Below are 17,217 nucleotides of genomic sequence, written 5' to 3'. Positions count from 1 at the left end.
GATTTTGTAACTCAAATTCTTTCAAACCGCGCTGAGGTTGTAGAACGTCGCACTCGGTTACGGGCTAAGGGAGTTGATGTGGATGTTATTGCTCAAAAGGTGGCACAACTGTTGGTTATGGATGTGCATGAGGTCTGGAAACCTGGTCTCTTCTTCTCCTATCGTTTTTTACGAGAAGAGTCGTTTTCGCGGTCATGACCAAGCCCGGTAAGGGGCACAAAGGCCACCGACAGGATGTCGTTCTGGATGAAACTCCGGTCACTTTCCTTCTTGAGAACCATCAGTTGCTGGGTATGGTAGGGAAGCCCCACCGGGATAACGAGCTTGCCGCCGGGACGAAGTTGCTCCTGCAGAGGATTGGGGATATGGCTGGCGGCGGCGGTGACAATAATACCGTCAAATGGGGCATGCTCGGGCCAGCCGTGATAACCGTCCCCCTGACATACCTCCACGTTGTGATACCCCAGTTTCTTAAGGCGTTGCGCGGCATCGCTGGCCAGGCTGGGGATGATCTCGATGGTGTAGAGTTGGTGGATCAGCAGGGAGAGCACCGCGGCCTGATAACCGCAACCGGCACCAACTTCCAGCATAACGTCATCTGGCTCGGGACACAGCAGATCGGTCATCAAGGCGACGATAAAGGGCTGGGAGATGGTCTGGCCGTTGCCGATGGGCAGGGGACCGTTGCTATAGGCATAAGGCCTCAGGTCGCTGGCCACGAATTGATGACGAGGCACACTGGCCATGGCATCCATGACCTCGGAGCGCAGGGCTGACCGGCCAGTGAGCATCCGGGTCATCCGGGTCTCAACCTCAATGATGCGCAACATCTCCTGGATATCTGCTCTGTGCATTAGGCCCTCCTTTTACTCACTTTATCATTGGCCCGGGGCTGGCGGCAACAGGATTAGCCTCCCAAATAACAAATCGGGGACATCCATGATAAGTATTGTCAAGAGGAAAGCGGAGGTTTCCTCTAACCACCAAGAGCGTCCAAATCTTTCTTTCTTGCGCTCGCCCCTCCCGGAAGGAGCGGAAGTGAAAGAGTACACGGCCTGAGAATGGGCCCCTCAATTAAGCTCGTCGAAAGACCGTTTACTCTTTCACTGGAGCGGGTTCCTTGCGATATCTCAGATACCCATCGTGGCTTCTTCGTTCTTCCTGCTGTAATTCGATCTTTTTTCCTCTTCAAATGGTCAACATTGATCATGCGACCAGACATCCATTTGCTGCATTTTGAAGTCCATACGAATCTGCTTTTCTCGTACCTGTGATGACTTCCGCAGAAGATTGAGTTAGGGTCAACCCGCCAGCCTCGAAACAGACCAAATGTTGCCTTACCAGTCTACAGCATGCATAGTCCCCGATTCGGCAAGGACTGGCGGGAAGATCTTTTTAAACTAACAAGGGAATTGAAGTTTTTCTCTTAGGCTAGTGCATGTTCCTCCGGTACCAAGAAGTCGGCTTTAGTTTTATCTACAGCCATCATGTAGGCTACTATTTTTCTGGCAACGGCAAGCGTTGCCCTGTTCCTGTTTCCCTTTTTTAATTCCCGTTCATGGATGGCAGCTAGTTGCGTGTTCCACCGCGGAGCAATTTTGGCCGCCTCAACAAGTGTGGTCTGCAAATGCTTGTTGCGCTTCTTAGAAATTGGTCCTCGTTTCTCTTTACCTGCTGATTCGCACTGGGCGCTGCAGAGTCCGCAGTAGCTGACTGCCTTGCGAACGGAAGGAAATCTCATGGGGTCACCAATCTCAAGTACCCAGGTCAGAGCGGTCACCTCACCGACTCCCTGGATTGTCATTAGACGCCGTACCCGCTCCTGTATCAGGGGGTTGGTGCGTAAGGCCTTTGTGAGATGTTTCTGAGCCGTATGAAACATCTCGTAACCGGCGCGGCTCAACTTCAGAAGTTCTTTCACTGATTCCGGGATATCATCAAATGTCTCAAGGAGGTTATGGAAATATTTTTTCCCATGCAGTCGCTTTTTATTGTATCCAGCCCCAACCTCCATGAGCAATCCAGACATTTTGTTCTGCATCCTTACCGCAGTTTGAACGACATGAGTGCAATATCGAAGAACGCGCCGTAGTTCGCGGATTTCAGTAGGCAACATATAACATTCAGAAAGGAGCTTTACCCTCAGGAGATCAGTTATTTTTTCGGCGTCGTCGCGATCATTCTTCTTTTTGGCAGCAGTGATCGCTTTCAGCATTTCTGGATGTGCTACTTTCATTCCCATGGAGGCCTCCTTGTGGGTTGTTTTGGCCTATCCTTTCAGATGAATTGACCAGAATGGCGCTTGCCGGAGAATCTGAATCCGGAGATTGAAGTGATGCGCCAAGTTGCATAAAAGAAATCCATCTTAATCAGGGTTCAATCCCGTCCAATGAACCGGAGTTGCTGAATTGTAATTTTTCCAGTTGGGGAGTAATGACCTCGATACCACTGTCGAAGGTGAGCGCAATGACCCGTTGACCGCTGACATACTCTGTCATCGCCTTCAGGATGGAGAGCGCCTGCTCTTCCGTATTCTCAGTGGAACTGGCCGGCGAGGTAACACTGAGCACGAACAAAAAAAGAGGGAAAATCAGAAATAAGCGTCGCATGTTCTTCTCCTCGCAAGGTGGTGGGTGGTATCAGAGAGGTTTGTCTGCAACCACATAAACCAGGTTGTTACTCTGGAATGCGGTTCGGTAGCCTGGTCTTTGACGTTGGCCACTGTCGCCGGAGCACAATGTGCCGGCAGGGTCTCGGCAACCGTGCCGATTAGGTTTGCTGCGGCTGCCGTGGCCCAGGGGGGAGGAGACCGGTTGCTGCGTCGCGACGGTCGGGTACTGCGAGGCAGTTCCCGGCCGATATGCCGCAGCTTCCGCCGTCTAACGCCAGGAATGGCGTCAGCATCTGAAACGAAAGCGAGCAATGAAGCGTCCCATTTCTCAAGCAACTCTGAATTATAAGAAATACCGGAGGGAGTTGTTTCCCGCACCTGCAGCACTCTCTCACCGGTGGCCGGGACGTCGCCCTCTTTAGGCCAGTTCCCCAGGAATGTCACCACCAGGGCGTCGCTTGCCAGGCTGACAAACTGTATTGCCGCATCCTTCATGCCTACTCCAGGATTGTTGAAGATAACAGCATGGAAAACACTACTTCGTGATTATATCAAATCCCGGATAGATTGAACAACGCAATACACCAACTACAAGACAGGTAAATATTGTGGAACCAAGGCCTCTACGCCACCCAATCCCGGAAAGGAAAATCCTATCGACCAAACATCGGTCATCAATGGGAACAAACGAAACCAAGGGAAACACCACGGTTTTCAAAATAACAGCGAGTAATCTCATCAATATATCGATCGCTATCCGCACAATGTGCTTTAAAATAAATTACGCTGACTGCCCAGCCAGCCCCTCCATCAAACACTCTTTGGGGTCTTGCCCTCCCCCCTTTCAACCCGTCTGCGAATAGGCAACATTCTGCTTGTCAACGGGTTCACACTCTTATATCTTTCTGAAATTCTACAAAAAACATGTGCATTGCAAATTTTCAGATATGGGTGAATCATGACAGTCAGGATGCTGGTCCTCGTGTTGCTGTTTATAGGGATATCGCAGCCTGCAGCAGCGCAGGCGGAGGATAAGGCGGGAATCGATTTCGCCCTGGAGACGGAGGCGGTTTTAGCATCCCGGCAGATACAACAAGCCCGGATGTCAGCAGGCAAGCTGTGCAGTTCCCAGGAGGTATATCACTGGGAGATGTTGGTTCAGAAATACCTGTCATACGAGAGGGGCAAGGAGGCTGAAGCGCTCTGGTTTGATCTGTTGCAGGAGTGCGCACAGCAGAGTAGCTACCTTCATCCGGATACTCTTCAGGTTGCCGAGGCCATTGTCCGCTTTTATGGGGCGCAGGCCCAGCCGCACAAGGTGAACCCGTTTCTGGAAGAGCTCATGCTCATGGGAGAACAGCAAGCCGGGAATAGGGAAGAAAATCTTTTGCCCTTACTCGATACATGCTCCGGTTTATACGGGGCTGCAGGCGACATTGGCAAACAGGAAGAAGTTCTGCGTCGCGGACTAGCAATCGTTATTGACTCTAATCGCGCTTCCAGGCTGGATGTGGCACAACGAAAAGTTCACCTCGCCGATTTTCTTTTCGAGCATGAGCGCATGCCGGAAGCTGAGGAACTCTATCTGCAGAACGCCCCGCTTCTTCTTGAAGAATTATCAGAAAAGAGTGATAAATCTGCCGACCTTCGTGATCGACTGGCAAAAATCCACATCTCCAGAAATGAGTGGGCCGCGGCAGAACCACATATCCAGATACTCAACAAGTATATTCATGACAAGCTTGGAGAGGAGTCTCCCGTCTCTATCAGATATCTTGGCTATCTGGCATTTATCTACGCAAAACAGGGAAAATATGCAGATGCCCGGCAGACCCTTGTACGGGCAATACCACTGGCGGAGAGGCTGGAGGGAGAAGACCGTACGCTGCTTGCGGATCTGAAAGATTTTCAAACCCAACTTGATCACGAGCTGGATTATCTGATCACCCAGAAAGCCGTTGTCTGCAGCGAGGAAAGCGTTCGGCTCTATCAGCAGAAGACTCAAGAATGGCAGGAGATTTTTAGAGAGATATCTGAACGGGTGGAGAGCCTGAAGAGGAACGTTGAAAAAGAAGAAGCCTACGATCAGCAGATCGAGGAAGCCCGGCAAGCTATATATACGACAGAGCCGAAGCCGGGAGAAACACGGCGGGAGGCGCAACTCAGGGGGCGGGCTCATTACAACAGAGTCCGGTTATCCCGTCCCAACCTCTGGGGTGAGGCGGGCTTTGGCCGCGCCTGCCTGAAGGAACTGGCGGCAGTGGATCATGACCTCAACCGTTACCTCAATGGGGCTGAAGAACTCTATCAGGGCTGGAATGAAGTTGTCCGAAACTGTTCGGAAGAAGATAACAATGAATTGTTTGAAGCTTCCATGAGATACGAGGCTTTTGTTGACGATTGGTTTATGGAAGAATCAATGCTGCGGCAGAATGTTCTTGACCCACTTTATACGAGCTGCACAACTGAACTTGCGAACAGTATATGGGCGGAACAGGCTGTCGGGCAGGTGACGGGGCATGGGGATGAAAACCAGTTTTGCGGAGCCCTGGCATACATTATGGAAGGTTCATCCATGGAGCCGGAAGATATCGAACAGTTACCGACAGGTGAACTCCGGCTGTTGCGCAACGCGGTTTTCGCCAAACAGGGCCGCAGCTTCAAGGCCCAGGATCTGCAGAGCTTCTTCTATGATGACGGAGCGTTGCCCTGTGGCTTTTATTTCCGCCAGAAGGCTGCATTTACTGCCAGCGCCCTCAGTGATGCCGACAGAAAAAACGTCAGCCTGCTCAAGTCGCTGGAATAGTCGGATACAGATAAGATATGGGGTCTGGCAGCGACTTCTTTACAACCGGCAGGCCCCTTCAACCTGGCACATCTTCCGCTGAGTCAATCAGCTGCCCGGCCATGCAATATGATTTGGTAAAATCATATTGCATGGCTTTGACGCCCCAGTCGTCTCACCTGCCCGGCTCTCCTCCACCTCTTACCTGGCCTACACCAAAGAAAGGGGATGCGCCTTTATTCTCAGTCCAGATTGATCAAATCTCAAGAGTAGATTAACCGCACACAAGTCGTACTCTTAACCAATAATTGCTCTGCTTTCTAAGCTCTTATGTCCTTTCCTGAACAAGTTTCATCTTTCGATGAAAACCTTCGAGAATACCATTGCTTCTATAATATCGGAACATTCTTGCAATTGGCTCCAGCCAACTCGTAATGCTTCTACCAGAAGATCGCATCTGCTTTAAAGGCCTCGTTTTCAACATCGCCACCCGTTCTCATAGTTCGCGAACAAGTTTTCTACAGGTGATATAGTTTTTCCCTTTATTTCCGCATAAAGTGGCTATTTTCCCCAATATTTTCATACGGTTGCAGTACAGCTAATCTTTTTAAATGCTTGAGTGATTCGGCTTATGTGTTTCGGCCTGTGAACCAAATGCCATCTGGGTGGTGCTCAGGGCAGAATGGGGGCAAATCATCTTTTGACTTTTATGCAATTCTTCCAAAAATTATTTATCCAACTATAGCTGTAATCCCATATCTGAGATTATTTGACATATCACGACAAACCCTTTGCCTGACAATCCGATTACTTCGAAATCATTCTTCCGTCAGCATAATTGCTCCTCGTTCAAACCTGCCGACTTGCCTCCAGGCCGTTATCCAGAACGGCAGTCATAGTCGTAAATGAAATTTACATATATATACCAGTATTTTCAGACACATAGCAAGTCAGCCAAGGATTGTGCATACTTAGTTTACATGCAATGCAGGCGATCAGCGTCGTTATCAAAAGAAAGAAAGACAGGCTCACGAGGAAGCAAAAAAACACCTGCTAAACTATTAATATATTAGCAATATTTTACCTAAGAAGCCAACCCGGTCCATTTTGCCGGAACACATATGATAACTGTCGAAGGTGACAACTTCGTTTCCGCTCTCCCGCATTTTACCTCTACCCGTCAAAACATTCTTTATTCGATATCGGCGACACAGACATTCGAAAGGGTATTTTTCAAAGCGAAACTCTATCACCCATGCAGCATGATACCTGGGCATGAGGTGTGCGATTGAATTGTTGACCACCGAGTTCCCCAACTCCTGGCATGCATCGTGCAAAGGCCACAAAGACAGAGTGCCAACTTGCAATCTGACATGACGAGGAGCGCAATAAGACTACTATTTCTTTCATATTCGATCCTCGAAAGTTGACATGACATCGTGAATGACGACAGGCTTGAGTCATTTGCTATAAAAATCTCCGAAAAGGCAAAACCAGAGAAATCTGGTGGCGCAAAACCACGGGCTCTGAAATCAGGGTAGCCGGGTTGCCGAAGAGATATGATGCGTCTTGGTTTACTGGAACAAAGGTTTCAGAAGCGCTCATCTTCGGCAGAAGATTGAGCGTTTTTTTTGTCCTGAATGCAAGCGGCAGCTCAATCGCAACGCTCGATGCAGGGAAATTTGATAGCCGTTTTATTATCAGGGATTCGTGATTGAATATGTTGTTGAATAAAACCAAATCGAAAATATGCCTCATGCTGGTAATCGCGGCCATGAGTGTTGCTGGTTTGTTGCTTTTTTTACAAACGGCTCAGGCTGCCCCCTGTGACGTCCAGAGTGGTGTTCCCTTTGTCCAGCACGATCTCCGCGAAAGTTACTGTGAGCTGTGTAGCTACGGTTATATTACGATAGTTGTCTCCAATCCTTACAGGAAAACGACCGGTCCGGACTCTCAAGGGACGATAATGACCGATATAACGGTCATTGAGGATCTGGGGAGTTCGGGCCTTCGCTACGAGCCGAGTGCGCCGGATTCGGTCACCTATTGGGTTAACAACGGCCCTGTCCAGACCGGAGCTGCGCCGGAGATCAGTGGCGGCGGTTCTACTACCCTAACTTTCACCTCAAAAGAAATTCCCGCACTGGCAAGCCTGGAGCCAGCTAGCAATAAGAATCAGGTCAACTCCATTACCATAAAGTTCGCTGTACGGAGAACGACTGATCCGGAAGATCTTGTTACTGCCGACCGAACCGTTCAGGCGAATCTTACCTTTGACACGGATTCAGGATGCAGTGATTCTCCGGTAAGTGAGACGGTCACCCTACCCTTGCGCGAACCGAACCCTGCGGTATCGAAAGAAGGTTGGAACTACGATGCCGGCCAAAGGGAGAGTTCCCTGAGCAACACCGTTTACGGCAATAATAACGACGATATCGTCTGGCGCATCGCTATCGACAATAACGGCCAGGCCGATTTGCAGGACCTGCGCCTGGATGACCTGATGGAGTCGGGCAGTCTAGTTATCAGTAACATTTGTCCTACCGCGGAAGCGGCCAACGACATTGCGGGCAATAACGGCGTTGGAACCGCCTCTGGCTGCGTGGCGGCAGGCAACAGAATCGAAGATTTCATTGTCACCAGTCCCTTCGGGAATACTGGCACATCGTATTACGGCCATGAAGTCGATGTAACTGCCCGCGGTGCTGCCTATATCTATCTGCTCGGCAAGATTGGCAGTAGCGGCTCCTGTGAAACCAGCAAAACCAATACCGTCGATGACGTACAGTGGGGCTGCGAGGAGCAGGAACCGGCCGGTGGTATCAGCGAGACATCCACGGGTCGCACCCCGGCTCCCGCCACAGCCACCCTCCAGACCCTCTATAGTTCTGATCTGACCGTTGAACGCCAATTGACCGGAACCAACACCTCTCAACCGGTGGGCAGTAAAGGGACGATGACCATCACCATCCGCAACCAAAGCGGCGGCAGTGTGAAAAACATCCAACTGAAAAATGTGCTGCCACCTGAGTATGTCATGGACCCGACCTTCACCCCAGAGATAGATGTGACACCCGCCTACGGGACGTATCCGGGACTTGTCGATACCATCGTCTGGACCAATGAAGACACTGATCCTTTAGCCAATACTGCTCCGGAGTTCGATATAACCAGCAACGGTGTTTCACATCCCGATTACTCAGATCAAATCGACATGTTGCGCCACGGTGATGTTGCGGTGGTCAGTTTTCGCGTTGTCCTGATCGAGTCCGATTTCTATGATCGGAAAGCAAATCTCGATATCAATCCCGAGACCTACGAGACGACCGGCACCGATCCGACCTACCAGACACCGCTGAGCAATACCCTGACCGTCGATTTTGACCTATTCTGTTCGACCCAGGGACATCAGCAGCTGGTCCTGACGGGAAACGGTACCGGCAATCCTGACGGTTCCAATATTCCCGCTTTTCCGGAAGATTTAGATATTGCCATCGGCGGCGAAGTTTTCATCCTGACCAACGATCCAAATCAACTCCTGACCCTGCCGATCGAGTTGACCAATAACGGCGGCCATGACGCTGCCGACTACCACGCCTTCGTCAGTTTCGGAGCCACCATGGAGGTTGTGAGTGCTCCTTCCGGCTGCAGTCCGATTTCATTGTCCGCAACCACCAGACAGCCAGATCCGTGGAAGGTGTGGGTCGACCCTACGCCTATACCTGTAACAGCCACGGTCTACCAGTGCGATTCGCCCTCGGTCATCAGGCCGGGACGAACTGTCACATTAAATTTCGATGTCAGAAAGAGCAGCGATCCTGCGAGGATCGCAATCGATGACCTCAGCCTTCGCGCCGATGTTGTAGGTGAAATCACCCTGAGCGACGGCACCCCGCTCTGGTTTCCGGCCCCGATACGTCGGGAGGATGGTGAACTTGATCGCGCCAATAACTACTCATTGGATGCAACCTGGGCCAGGGTCATTGGTTTCAACCTGAAAAAGAGTCTAATCGGCACCTGTAATGAGAACAATCCGCCAAGCTACGATACGAACGGCTATGAAGAGGTGCAGATAGGTGAGGAATGCTCCTACCACATCGAGACAGGAGGCTGGTTTGGTTTCGAAACTCCGGGATTTGCCTATATTGCCGTACAAAATATCGATGTGGTTGATGAAGTTCCTGACGGCCAGGCGTACCTTTCCAGCACCGACCCGTATGCACAATCTACCAGCAGAATACAGAATATAACGCTCAATCCGGCCGGTCTGTCGGCTTTGGACGAAGGCTGGTTTAACTGGCGCTTCAACGTACCAGAAAAAGAACGGATCGAGGTGGCCGATGAGTGGTTTGTCGTCGATACGAAGACCCGACTGCTGAACAAATCTGTCGATGAGAGGCTCGCGCCCAATGTCCATGCGGCCAACAGCCACAATGTTATGACATCGACGTTTGATGCAATTTTCCAAAACGACAATACAGGCTTCATCGAAAATTATACCCTTGGACCGGCAACGGTGGGCTACCCGAATGAGGCAATCCGCCGCGTCGATCTCACCGTTACCGAACCGTACCTCACGGTCGTGAAGGAAGTGTGCAACGAAACCCTGAACGGCAGCGGATCCTCGTGCAGCAACTTTGTTCAGTTGACCGATGAGGGAGATGCCTATAACTCGTATATTTATCGCATCAGGATCACCAACGAGGCTGCCTCGGATGGGGTGCAAAGAGCTCCGGCTTACGACGTCATAGTTACGGATCAACTGGACGACAGTGACTACGCGTACCTGCTTCCGTTTGCCAGCGACGGCCTCGACAACGATGGTGACGGCCTGACTGGCGCGGCCGATAGTAATGGAGAGGGCTCGATCAACGATAACGTCGTCAAGAACAGCACACCGGGGCAAATAACCTTCTCCTACACCCATAGCACAGCGTTGCAGCGGATCGATCCGGGGCAGTACGTCGAGCTTTACTACCGCATCGACTACGATGACGATGCGGCACCGCAGCAGGTTTTCACCAACACGGCCCAGGCCGGTTATGACAGCCTCGCAGGCAATTTCGGCAACCAGAGTACTCCGCAGCGTCCCAATAGCGATCTGGGCGGTGCCCGTGTTTACACTTCCGACAGCGCCTCGGCAAGCGTGCGTATCGTCCAGGTGGAGACGCGACCCAAAAGTATTGTAGGTCTTGCCAATACGCCTCTTGTAACTACTCCCGATACCCAGGAGGTGTCGATCGGTGAGGAAGTCGAATACCAGTTGAATACCCTGCTTCCGGTTGCACTGCTGAGAAACTTTGTGATTCACGATGAGCTGCCGACGGGCTTGAGTTGTTCTGAGGCGGCACCGGTAAACCTTGATGCACCACCCTACAACGATGCGGGTTTTGAGCCGGGAGGAAGAATTACCCCTACCTGTACGGACGACTTTGTTGAATGGAATTTCGGCAACCAGCGTCTGACCAAAAGAACTGTCTCCGGCCTCTACGATTTTGCAATCAATTTCATTGCGCGTGTTGAAAACAGTGCGGCAACAAACGACGGCGATATTATCACCAACGGCAGTCCGGCAACCACGGCGACGGCGGAGTATATCGATGAAAAAGGTACATTGATATCCAACAACTTCGGCCAGGTGAGTATAGAGGTCCGTGAGCCGCTCATCGCACTCACCAACACCTTTAACGTAGCTCAAGCCGACGGTGGGGATATCGTAACGGTAACCGTGACAGCCACCAATACCGGTACTGCACCTGCCTACAACCTGCGTGTTCTTGACGATCTGGTCGATACCAGCCTGAGTTATGCAGGTAACCTAGGCGGCACTGCGCCGCCGGACAATGTGGACACCAGTACCCTCGGCAATACACAGCCGGTTTTCAGCTGGAACGTTCCCAACGGCATCGATGTGGGCGCAACAAGCGTCAGTTTCACCTATGACGTCCGTGTAGCAGACGATGTACAGCCGCATCAGGTCCTGAGCCATACCATCTATGCGGACTGGACATCGCTGCCGGGGCAGAGTACGGCGCTGAACAGTTCCGGGAGCATCGGCGTTGACGGAAGTCTCACCGGCATGCGTAACGGAACGCTGCCGATCAGCGGCGATTCGATCAACGACTACGAGACCAGTGCCGACAGCCAGTTGAGCATAGGGACCGTTGCCATAAGCAAAACCGATGCGGCACCGGCTACAGTTCCAACCATCGGTGCGCACAAGCTGTTCAGAATAGATATACACCTTCCGGAAGGGGTAACGACAGGAGTGAGCGTCACCGACAGCCTGAACGCGGCAGGCATCAGCTACGTCCTCGCCGACAATACAGACTTCGATATCAGTTACAGCTTTGAGGGAATCGCCGAAATCAATGGCCAGTCGCCCAGCGAGAATGGATTCAATGCAGTTCCGGCGGACGGTACCAGTGGCAGCGCGACCTGGGACATCGGAACCGTGGTTACTGAGACAGAAGATGATTTGAGCAACTCTGCCATTGATCCGTTGATACGAATTAACTACTACGCCCGGGTCAATAATGACCTCGATACCGATGCCGGCGATATGCTGCAAAACGGGGTGGAGGTACAGTATACCAACGGCGAGACGGGAGGGCGTGAGACGCTCACCGCATCGACTGTTGCGGTCATCGTCTCCGAACCGGATCTGACCCTGACCAAAACCCTGGCCAATGTGACTCCGGGCAAAGGAGCATCCGATCCGCCGTTTGCCGGGGATATTCTCGAATACCGACTGACGGCGATCAATACCGGCAGCTCCAATTCCACCGGCTTTGATGTCAATCTGGTAGACACCCTGCCCCCAGGATTGGTACTGGATACCGGCTTTACCCCGACTGCGACAATCGATTCGATACCGGTGTCCGGCTTTGTACCGATGCCTGCAGGAGCTCCGGCAGGGCCACTGGTTTGGGGACGGGAGAATGGAGACGGGAGCCTGGATATCCCTGCCGGTGAGACCCTGATTTTGACCTATCGGACCATTGTTGAAAATATCCTTGATCCTTCGGGTCTGATTAAAAACGGTGTCTGGGGTGACTGGACTTCCCTTGCTGACGCAAACCCCTATGAGCGTACCGGAGAGGGATGTCCGACGATTACTGCACCAAATGATTATTGCGTTGGACCGGTATTCGCAACCGTTACAGGTGTCTCTCCCGAAATCGTATTCCAGAAATCTGTCATTAACGAAACCACCGGAGCAATCCCAGGCGTAACCGCCAGCCCCGGCGACACTTTGCGCTACCGGCTGGTGGCCACCAATATCAGCATCGCGCCGGCATATTTTTCCATAACCGATGAACTGGATCGATTAAACAATCCGGCGTATTTCGTTCCTGGCTCACTGGTTATTATCTCTAACGGTTCCGGCACAGACGCCAGTGATGCAAACGGTGGCGTCGCCGGAACGGGTCTGGTCGCTATAGACAACCTCCAGCTCGACGGCGGGGCGTCGCTGACCATAGAATTTAGCGTACAACTGCAACCTGTTATCCCGAACGGTTCTGTAGTGCTGAATCAGGCACAGTTACTGTTGTCCGGTCTGCACGTGATCAACAGTGACGATCCTGTCCAGGGTGGAACCGAGGATGCGACCCGGACCCTGATTACATCAGCCCCGGACTGGCTTTTCGAGAAAACGGCCGAGGACCTGACTGGTACGTCGACGATCCTCTTTGCTGGTGACACGCTGCGTTATACCCTGACGATCAAGAACATCGGCACTGAAAATGGTACAGATGTCATCCTGCGCGATGCTATCCCGGCCAACACTACCTACATCGCGGGCAGTATGACCTTAAACGGAAATCCCGTCACCGATCCGACTCCGGGAATTTCCCCCCTGGAAAGCGGTATGTCCATCAATGCTCCCGAGGACTTAAACCCCGGTGCGATGCGTGCCGATGCCTCCAATACCACTGACAATGTGGCGACCGTCACCTTCGAAGTCCAGGTGGATGCTACTGCCCCGGCTGGGACCATCATTTCAAACCAGGGATTTGTCAACGGCTCCGGCAACGGCAGTGGTCCATTCCCGGAAAAACCGTCCGATGACCCAACAACCCCGGCAGTTGATGACCCGACCGTAAAGGTCGTCAGCAGTCTTGAATATATCAAATCCGTCTTCAATGAGACCACCGGAGGGGATGGCGCCACCGCTTCTCCCGGAGATTTTCTGAGATACCGGTTGCAGATAGTCAACAGTGGCACCGAAGATATTGACGATCTCGCAATAGTCGATGAAATCCAGAGCCTTCAGCCGAAATCTCCGATGTTTTTTGTTCCCGGCAGCCTGACCTTGGATCGTGCAACTGTCCCGGCAGGTGCGGATACTACGGGCACCGACCCGACGGGTGGCACCATGGGAGTCGGCATTGTCGATATCAGCAACCTGAGCGTGGCTGCCGGTTACACCTTGAGTGTTGAGTTCACCGTGCAACTCGCCGCTGCAATCACCAGCACCACACAGGTACTGAACCAGGCCGAGTTGCACGCGGGAGACCAGATGTTTACGAAGAGCGATGACGATGATCCCTCTTTGACGGGAGACGAAGACCCCACGGTAACAGTAATCAATTCGGCACCGGCATTCGAGGTGCACAAGATTTCGACAATCCTGGATGGTGATCCCGCTGTCCTGATGGCCGGTGAGAGGTTGCGCTACACCATAACCGTTACAAACATCGGCAACGAGGACGCCGTAGGCGTTATTTTGCAGGATTCCACCCCGGCCAACACCACCTATGTGGCGAACAGCACCACCTTGAACGGTGTTTCCCTACCAGACGCCGGTTCCGGCGTCAGTCCGCTGCAAACCGGCATCATGATCAATGCACCGGAAGAGACGACCCCGGGGTATTTGCGCACCGATAGCGCTGCGGGGGCAAACAATGTGGCCGTAGTGACCTTTGACGTGTTGGTCGATCCGGATGCCATGAACGGTCTGATTATTGAAAACCAGGGTTTTGTAAGCGGCGCAGGCGCCGGCAGTGGCGATTTCCCGGAACAACCTTCAGATGATCCGGCTACCCCGGCGGTAAACGATCCTACCCGTAACATCGTCGGCAACCTGCCTCTGCTGTATGCGCAGAAGACTGTCGAAATCTCGATAGATTCCGGCTCACCCGGCATCGTCGATCCCGGCGACACCCTTCGGTATACGATTGTAATCAATAACTCCGGGGCGGTCCCAGCCACGGCGGTGACGCTCATCGACGATGTTCCAAACAATACTACTTATGTAGCCAATTCCCTTCGCCTTAACGGAACATCACCAGGACCGGACGCAGGGATATCGCCCCTTATCGCCGGCCTGTTGGTACAGTCCTCGGACAATCCCGGGGCCGGGATAAATTCACCCGGTCAAAGCGCCCACATCACCTTCGAGGTACAGGTCAACGCCGGGGTGATAACCGGCACACTTATCAGTAATCAGGGCACCGTCACCTCTACTGAATTGCCGCCCGGACTCACCGATGCCGACGGTTTACCCTCCAATGGCTACCAGCCCACAGTCATTGTGGTGGGCGATGTCCAGTTCCTCGCTGTGACCAAAGATGTCTCGGTCGTGGCAGGTGGCAGTGCGGAACCGGGGAGCGAGTTGCAGTACGAGATACGAGTCACCAATATCGGCAGCCTGCCCGCCACCCAGGTGGTAGTGACAGATGATCTCGGCACCCTGCCGCTGGGCGGGCAGGTCACCTATGTAACCGGATCCGTTACCATGAACGGCATATCGAGTGGAGTGAGCTATTCGAGTAATGTGCTCCTCGCCGACTATACCTCCGTTTCTGGCGATCTGGCACCCGGTGCAAGCTGCATCGTCAGGTTTCGTGTGCAGATTAATTCCGGCCTCCCATATGGGACCACCATCACCAACATTGGTACCGTTCACTGGAACAGTCCACAAGAATCAGCTTCTGCCTCCGTATCGCTCGATGTGGGTGGTACTCCCGGCAGTGGTGCTCTTAATGGCCGGGTGTGGCATGACGCAAGTCTCGACAAAATATACGATTCATTAACTGAGCTCCCACAGGAAGATTGGACCGTTGAACTCTACCTGGACAGCCAGCTCGTCGCCACCCAGACAACGGATGAATATGGCCTGTACCAATTCACAGGTCTTGCGCCCAGTGCAAACGTCAACGGGCTCTATGAAATACGCTTTTTTGCTCCTGGTGCTACCCTCCTTACCCCATCGCTAGGCTCCACCGATTCCCCTTTCACCGATGGGATGCAGTGGATTACCGATATCAGCGTGACCGAGGGGGCTAATTTGCAAGATCTCAACCTGCCGCTCTGGCCTAACGGAACCGTATACAACTCGGTGTCCAGGACGCCTGTTACCGGAGCCACGCTCACAATGTTGAACAGTGTGAGCGGTGTGGAGTTGCCGACTCAATGCTTTGATGATCCGCTTCAGCAAAACCAGATAACTGCTGAAAACGGCTACTATAAATTCGATCTGAATTTTAGCCAGGTGGACTGCCCGCCGGGTGGATCATACCTGATCCAGATCGACGCCCCGTCAAGCGACTATCTGGCCCCCCCGTCCGTGATCATTCCGCCGACCAGTGATATATCCACCGCTCCTTTTCCCGTACCCGCCTGTCCGGGGAGTGTGGACGATGCGGTGCCGACAACCATTGATTACTGCGAAGCCACAGCTCTGCCAGGCGCACCTCCGTCATCCGTTGGGGCCGGATCACCGGATTCCATGTACTACATGCACCTTACCTTCAGCAATGGAACAGTGCCCGGTCAAAGTCAGATCTTTAATAATTCCATCCCTGTTGATCCGACATTGAATGGGGCAGTCGCCATCACCAAGACTGCGTCACAGACCAATGTAACGAAAGGCGCACTGGTCCCCTACACCATCAAATTAACCAATATATTTGGTTTTCCGCTCAATGAACTCAGCATCGTCGACCGTTTTCCTGCCGGTTTTAAATATGTAGCCGGCAGTGCACGACTGGACGGCAAAGCAGTGGAACCGAAAATCAATGGCCTGGAATTAGTCTGGGATCAGCTTGAACTGACGGTGAACCAGGTAGTTACTCTTAAACTGCTGTTGGTAGTCGGGTCCGGCGTTTCTGAGGGTGACTATGTGAACCGCGCGCTGGTTTTCAATTCCGCTCTCGGCACAGCAGTGTCAGGTGAAGCAGCCGCAACGGTGCGTGTCATCCCCGACCCGGACTTTGATTGTACTGATGTAATCGGCAAGGTCTTTGACGACCGCAACATGAATGGCTGGCAGGACGATGGCGAAACCGGCCTGGCGGGAGTTCGTGTGGTGACTGCACGGGGGCTGATCGCCACAACCGACCAGTACGGCCGATACCATATCACCTGTGCGGTAGTACCCGACCAGGATCGCGGCAGCAACTTCATCATGAAACTGGATGACCGCAGTCTGCCCACCGGTTACCGGGTGATTTCCGAAAACCCGCGGGTGCAGAGAGCCACCGGCGGCCACATGATGCGTTTCAACTTCAGTGCGGCCATGCACCGGGTGGTGGCAATCGATGTCGCTGACGGCGTATTTGAACCTGGCACCACACAGCTGCGGCTCCAGTGGCAGCCCAAAATAGACCAGTTGTTGAATGAGCTTAGGAAATCACCTTCGGTGCTGCGTTTATCATACCTGGCGGATATCGAGCCGGAAGCGCTGGTGCGCAGCCGGATCAAGATGCTGAAAGCGGAAATCAAGAACCGCTGGAGAGGCGATGAAGACAATTACAACCTGACCATAGAAACAGAAGTGTTCTGGCGGAGTGGCAGTCCACGCCAGTAATGGCGC

Annotated in this window: 7 protein-coding genes and 1 riboswitch; of the genes, 2 read left to right on the top strand and 5 right to left on the bottom strand. The window is 52.7% G+C overall.

Features of this window, described 5'->3' with window-relative positions:
• Positions 1 to 158: 158 nt before the first annotated feature.
• The 4 genes from FCL45_RS06865 to FCL45_RS06850 all read right to left on the bottom strand — a co-directional run bounded on the left by FCL45_RS06865 (position 159) and on the right by FCL45_RS06850 (position 3,106).
• A complete protein-coding gene (locus FCL45_RS06865) occupies positions 159 to 854 on the bottom strand; it encodes a protein-L-isoaspartate(D-aspartate) O-methyltransferase (protein ID WP_136798902.1) in 696 nt (231 codons plus the stop codon).
• Between the two features lie 572 nt (positions 855 to 1,426).
• Complete coding sequence (locus FCL45_RS06860) at positions 1,427 to 2,242, bottom strand: IS110 family RNA-guided transposase (protein WP_228721450.1); 816 nt, start codon at positions 2,240 to 2,242, stop codon at positions 1,427 to 1,429.
• Positions 2,243 to 2,369: 127 nt separating this feature from the next.
• The gene (locus tag FCL45_RS06855; protein WP_136798903.1) at positions 2,370 to 2,609 is read right to left on the bottom strand and encodes a LolA-like protein; all 240 of its coding nucleotides are present in this window, start codon (positions 2,607 to 2,609) and stop codon (positions 2,370 to 2,372) included.
• Positions 2,591 to 3,106: a hypothetical protein gene (locus FCL45_RS06850; RefSeq protein ID WP_136798904.1), complete on the bottom strand. Its 516-nt coding sequence runs from the start codon at positions 3,104 to 3,106 to the stop codon at positions 2,591 to 2,593. The genes FCL45_RS06855 and FCL45_RS06850 overlap by 19 nt, the downstream gene beginning before the upstream one ends.
• 463 nt (positions 3,107 to 3,569) lie before the next feature.
• Here FCL45_RS06850 and FCL45_RS06845 point away from each other — a divergent pair, with 463 nt between their 5' ends.
• Positions 3,570 to 5,417: a tetratricopeptide repeat protein gene (locus tag FCL45_RS06845; RefSeq protein ID WP_136798905.1), complete on the top strand. Its 1,848-nt coding sequence runs from the start codon at positions 3,570 to 3,572 to the stop codon at positions 5,415 to 5,417.
• A gap of 307 nt (positions 5,418 to 5,724) precedes the next feature.
• Here FCL45_RS06845 and FCL45_RS25225 read toward each other — a convergent pair whose 3' ends face one another.
• Complete coding sequence (locus tag FCL45_RS25225; protein ID WP_420811231.1) at positions 5,725 to 5,880, bottom strand: transposase; 156 nt, start codon at positions 5,878 to 5,880, stop codon at positions 5,725 to 5,727.
• A 992-nt stretch (positions 5,881 to 6,872) separates the two neighbouring features.
• Positions 6,873 to 6,950, top strand: a riboswitch (cyclic di-GMP riboswitch).
• Positions 6,951 to 7,116: 166 nt separating this feature from the next.
• Here FCL45_RS25225 and FCL45_RS06835 point away from each other — a divergent pair.
• Positions 7,117 to 17,211, top strand: coding sequence for a DUF11 domain-containing protein (locus tag FCL45_RS06835; protein ID WP_136798907.1), 10,095 nt, complete (start codon positions 7,117 to 7,119; stop codon positions 17,209 to 17,211).
• Positions 17,212 to 17,217: the final 6 nt, after the last annotated feature.

Origin of the sequence: Desulfosediminicola ganghwensis, assembly GCF_005116675.2 — a bacterium.
Taxonomy (GTDB): Bacteria; Desulfobacterota; Desulfobulbia; order Desulfobulbales; family Desulfocapsaceae; genus Desulfopila; species Desulfopila ganghwensis.
The sequence above is the reverse complement of the archived record's forward strand: the minus strand, read 5'-3'. Positions and strand labels throughout refer to the sequence as shown.

Coding starts and splice junctions, on each gene's coding strand:
- FCL45_RS06850 (WP_136798904.1), bottom strand. CDS start 3,106: ATGAAGGATGCGGCAATACAGTTTGTCAGCCTGGCAAGCGACGCCCTG.
- FCL45_RS25225 (WP_420811231.1), bottom strand. CDS start 5,880: ATGTTGAAAACGAGGCCTTTAAAGCAGATGCGATCTTCTGGTAGAAGC.
- FCL45_RS06855 (WP_136798903.1), bottom strand. CDS start 2,609: ATGCGACGCTTATTTCTGATTTTCCCTCTTTTTTTGTTCGTGCTCAGT.
- FCL45_RS06835 (WP_136798907.1), top strand. CDS start 7,117: ATGTTGTTGAATAAAACCAAATCGAAAATATGCCTCATGCTGGTAATC.
- FCL45_RS06860 (WP_228721450.1), bottom strand. CDS start 2,242: ATGGGAATGAAAGTAGCACATCCAGAAATGCTGAAAGCGATCACTGCT.
- FCL45_RS06865 (WP_136798902.1), bottom strand. CDS start 854: ATGCACAGAGCAGATATCCAGGAGATGTTGCGCATCATTGAGGTTGAG.
- FCL45_RS06845 (WP_136798905.1), top strand. CDS start 3,570: ATGACAGTCAGGATGCTGGTCCTCGTGTTGCTGTTTATAGGGATATCG.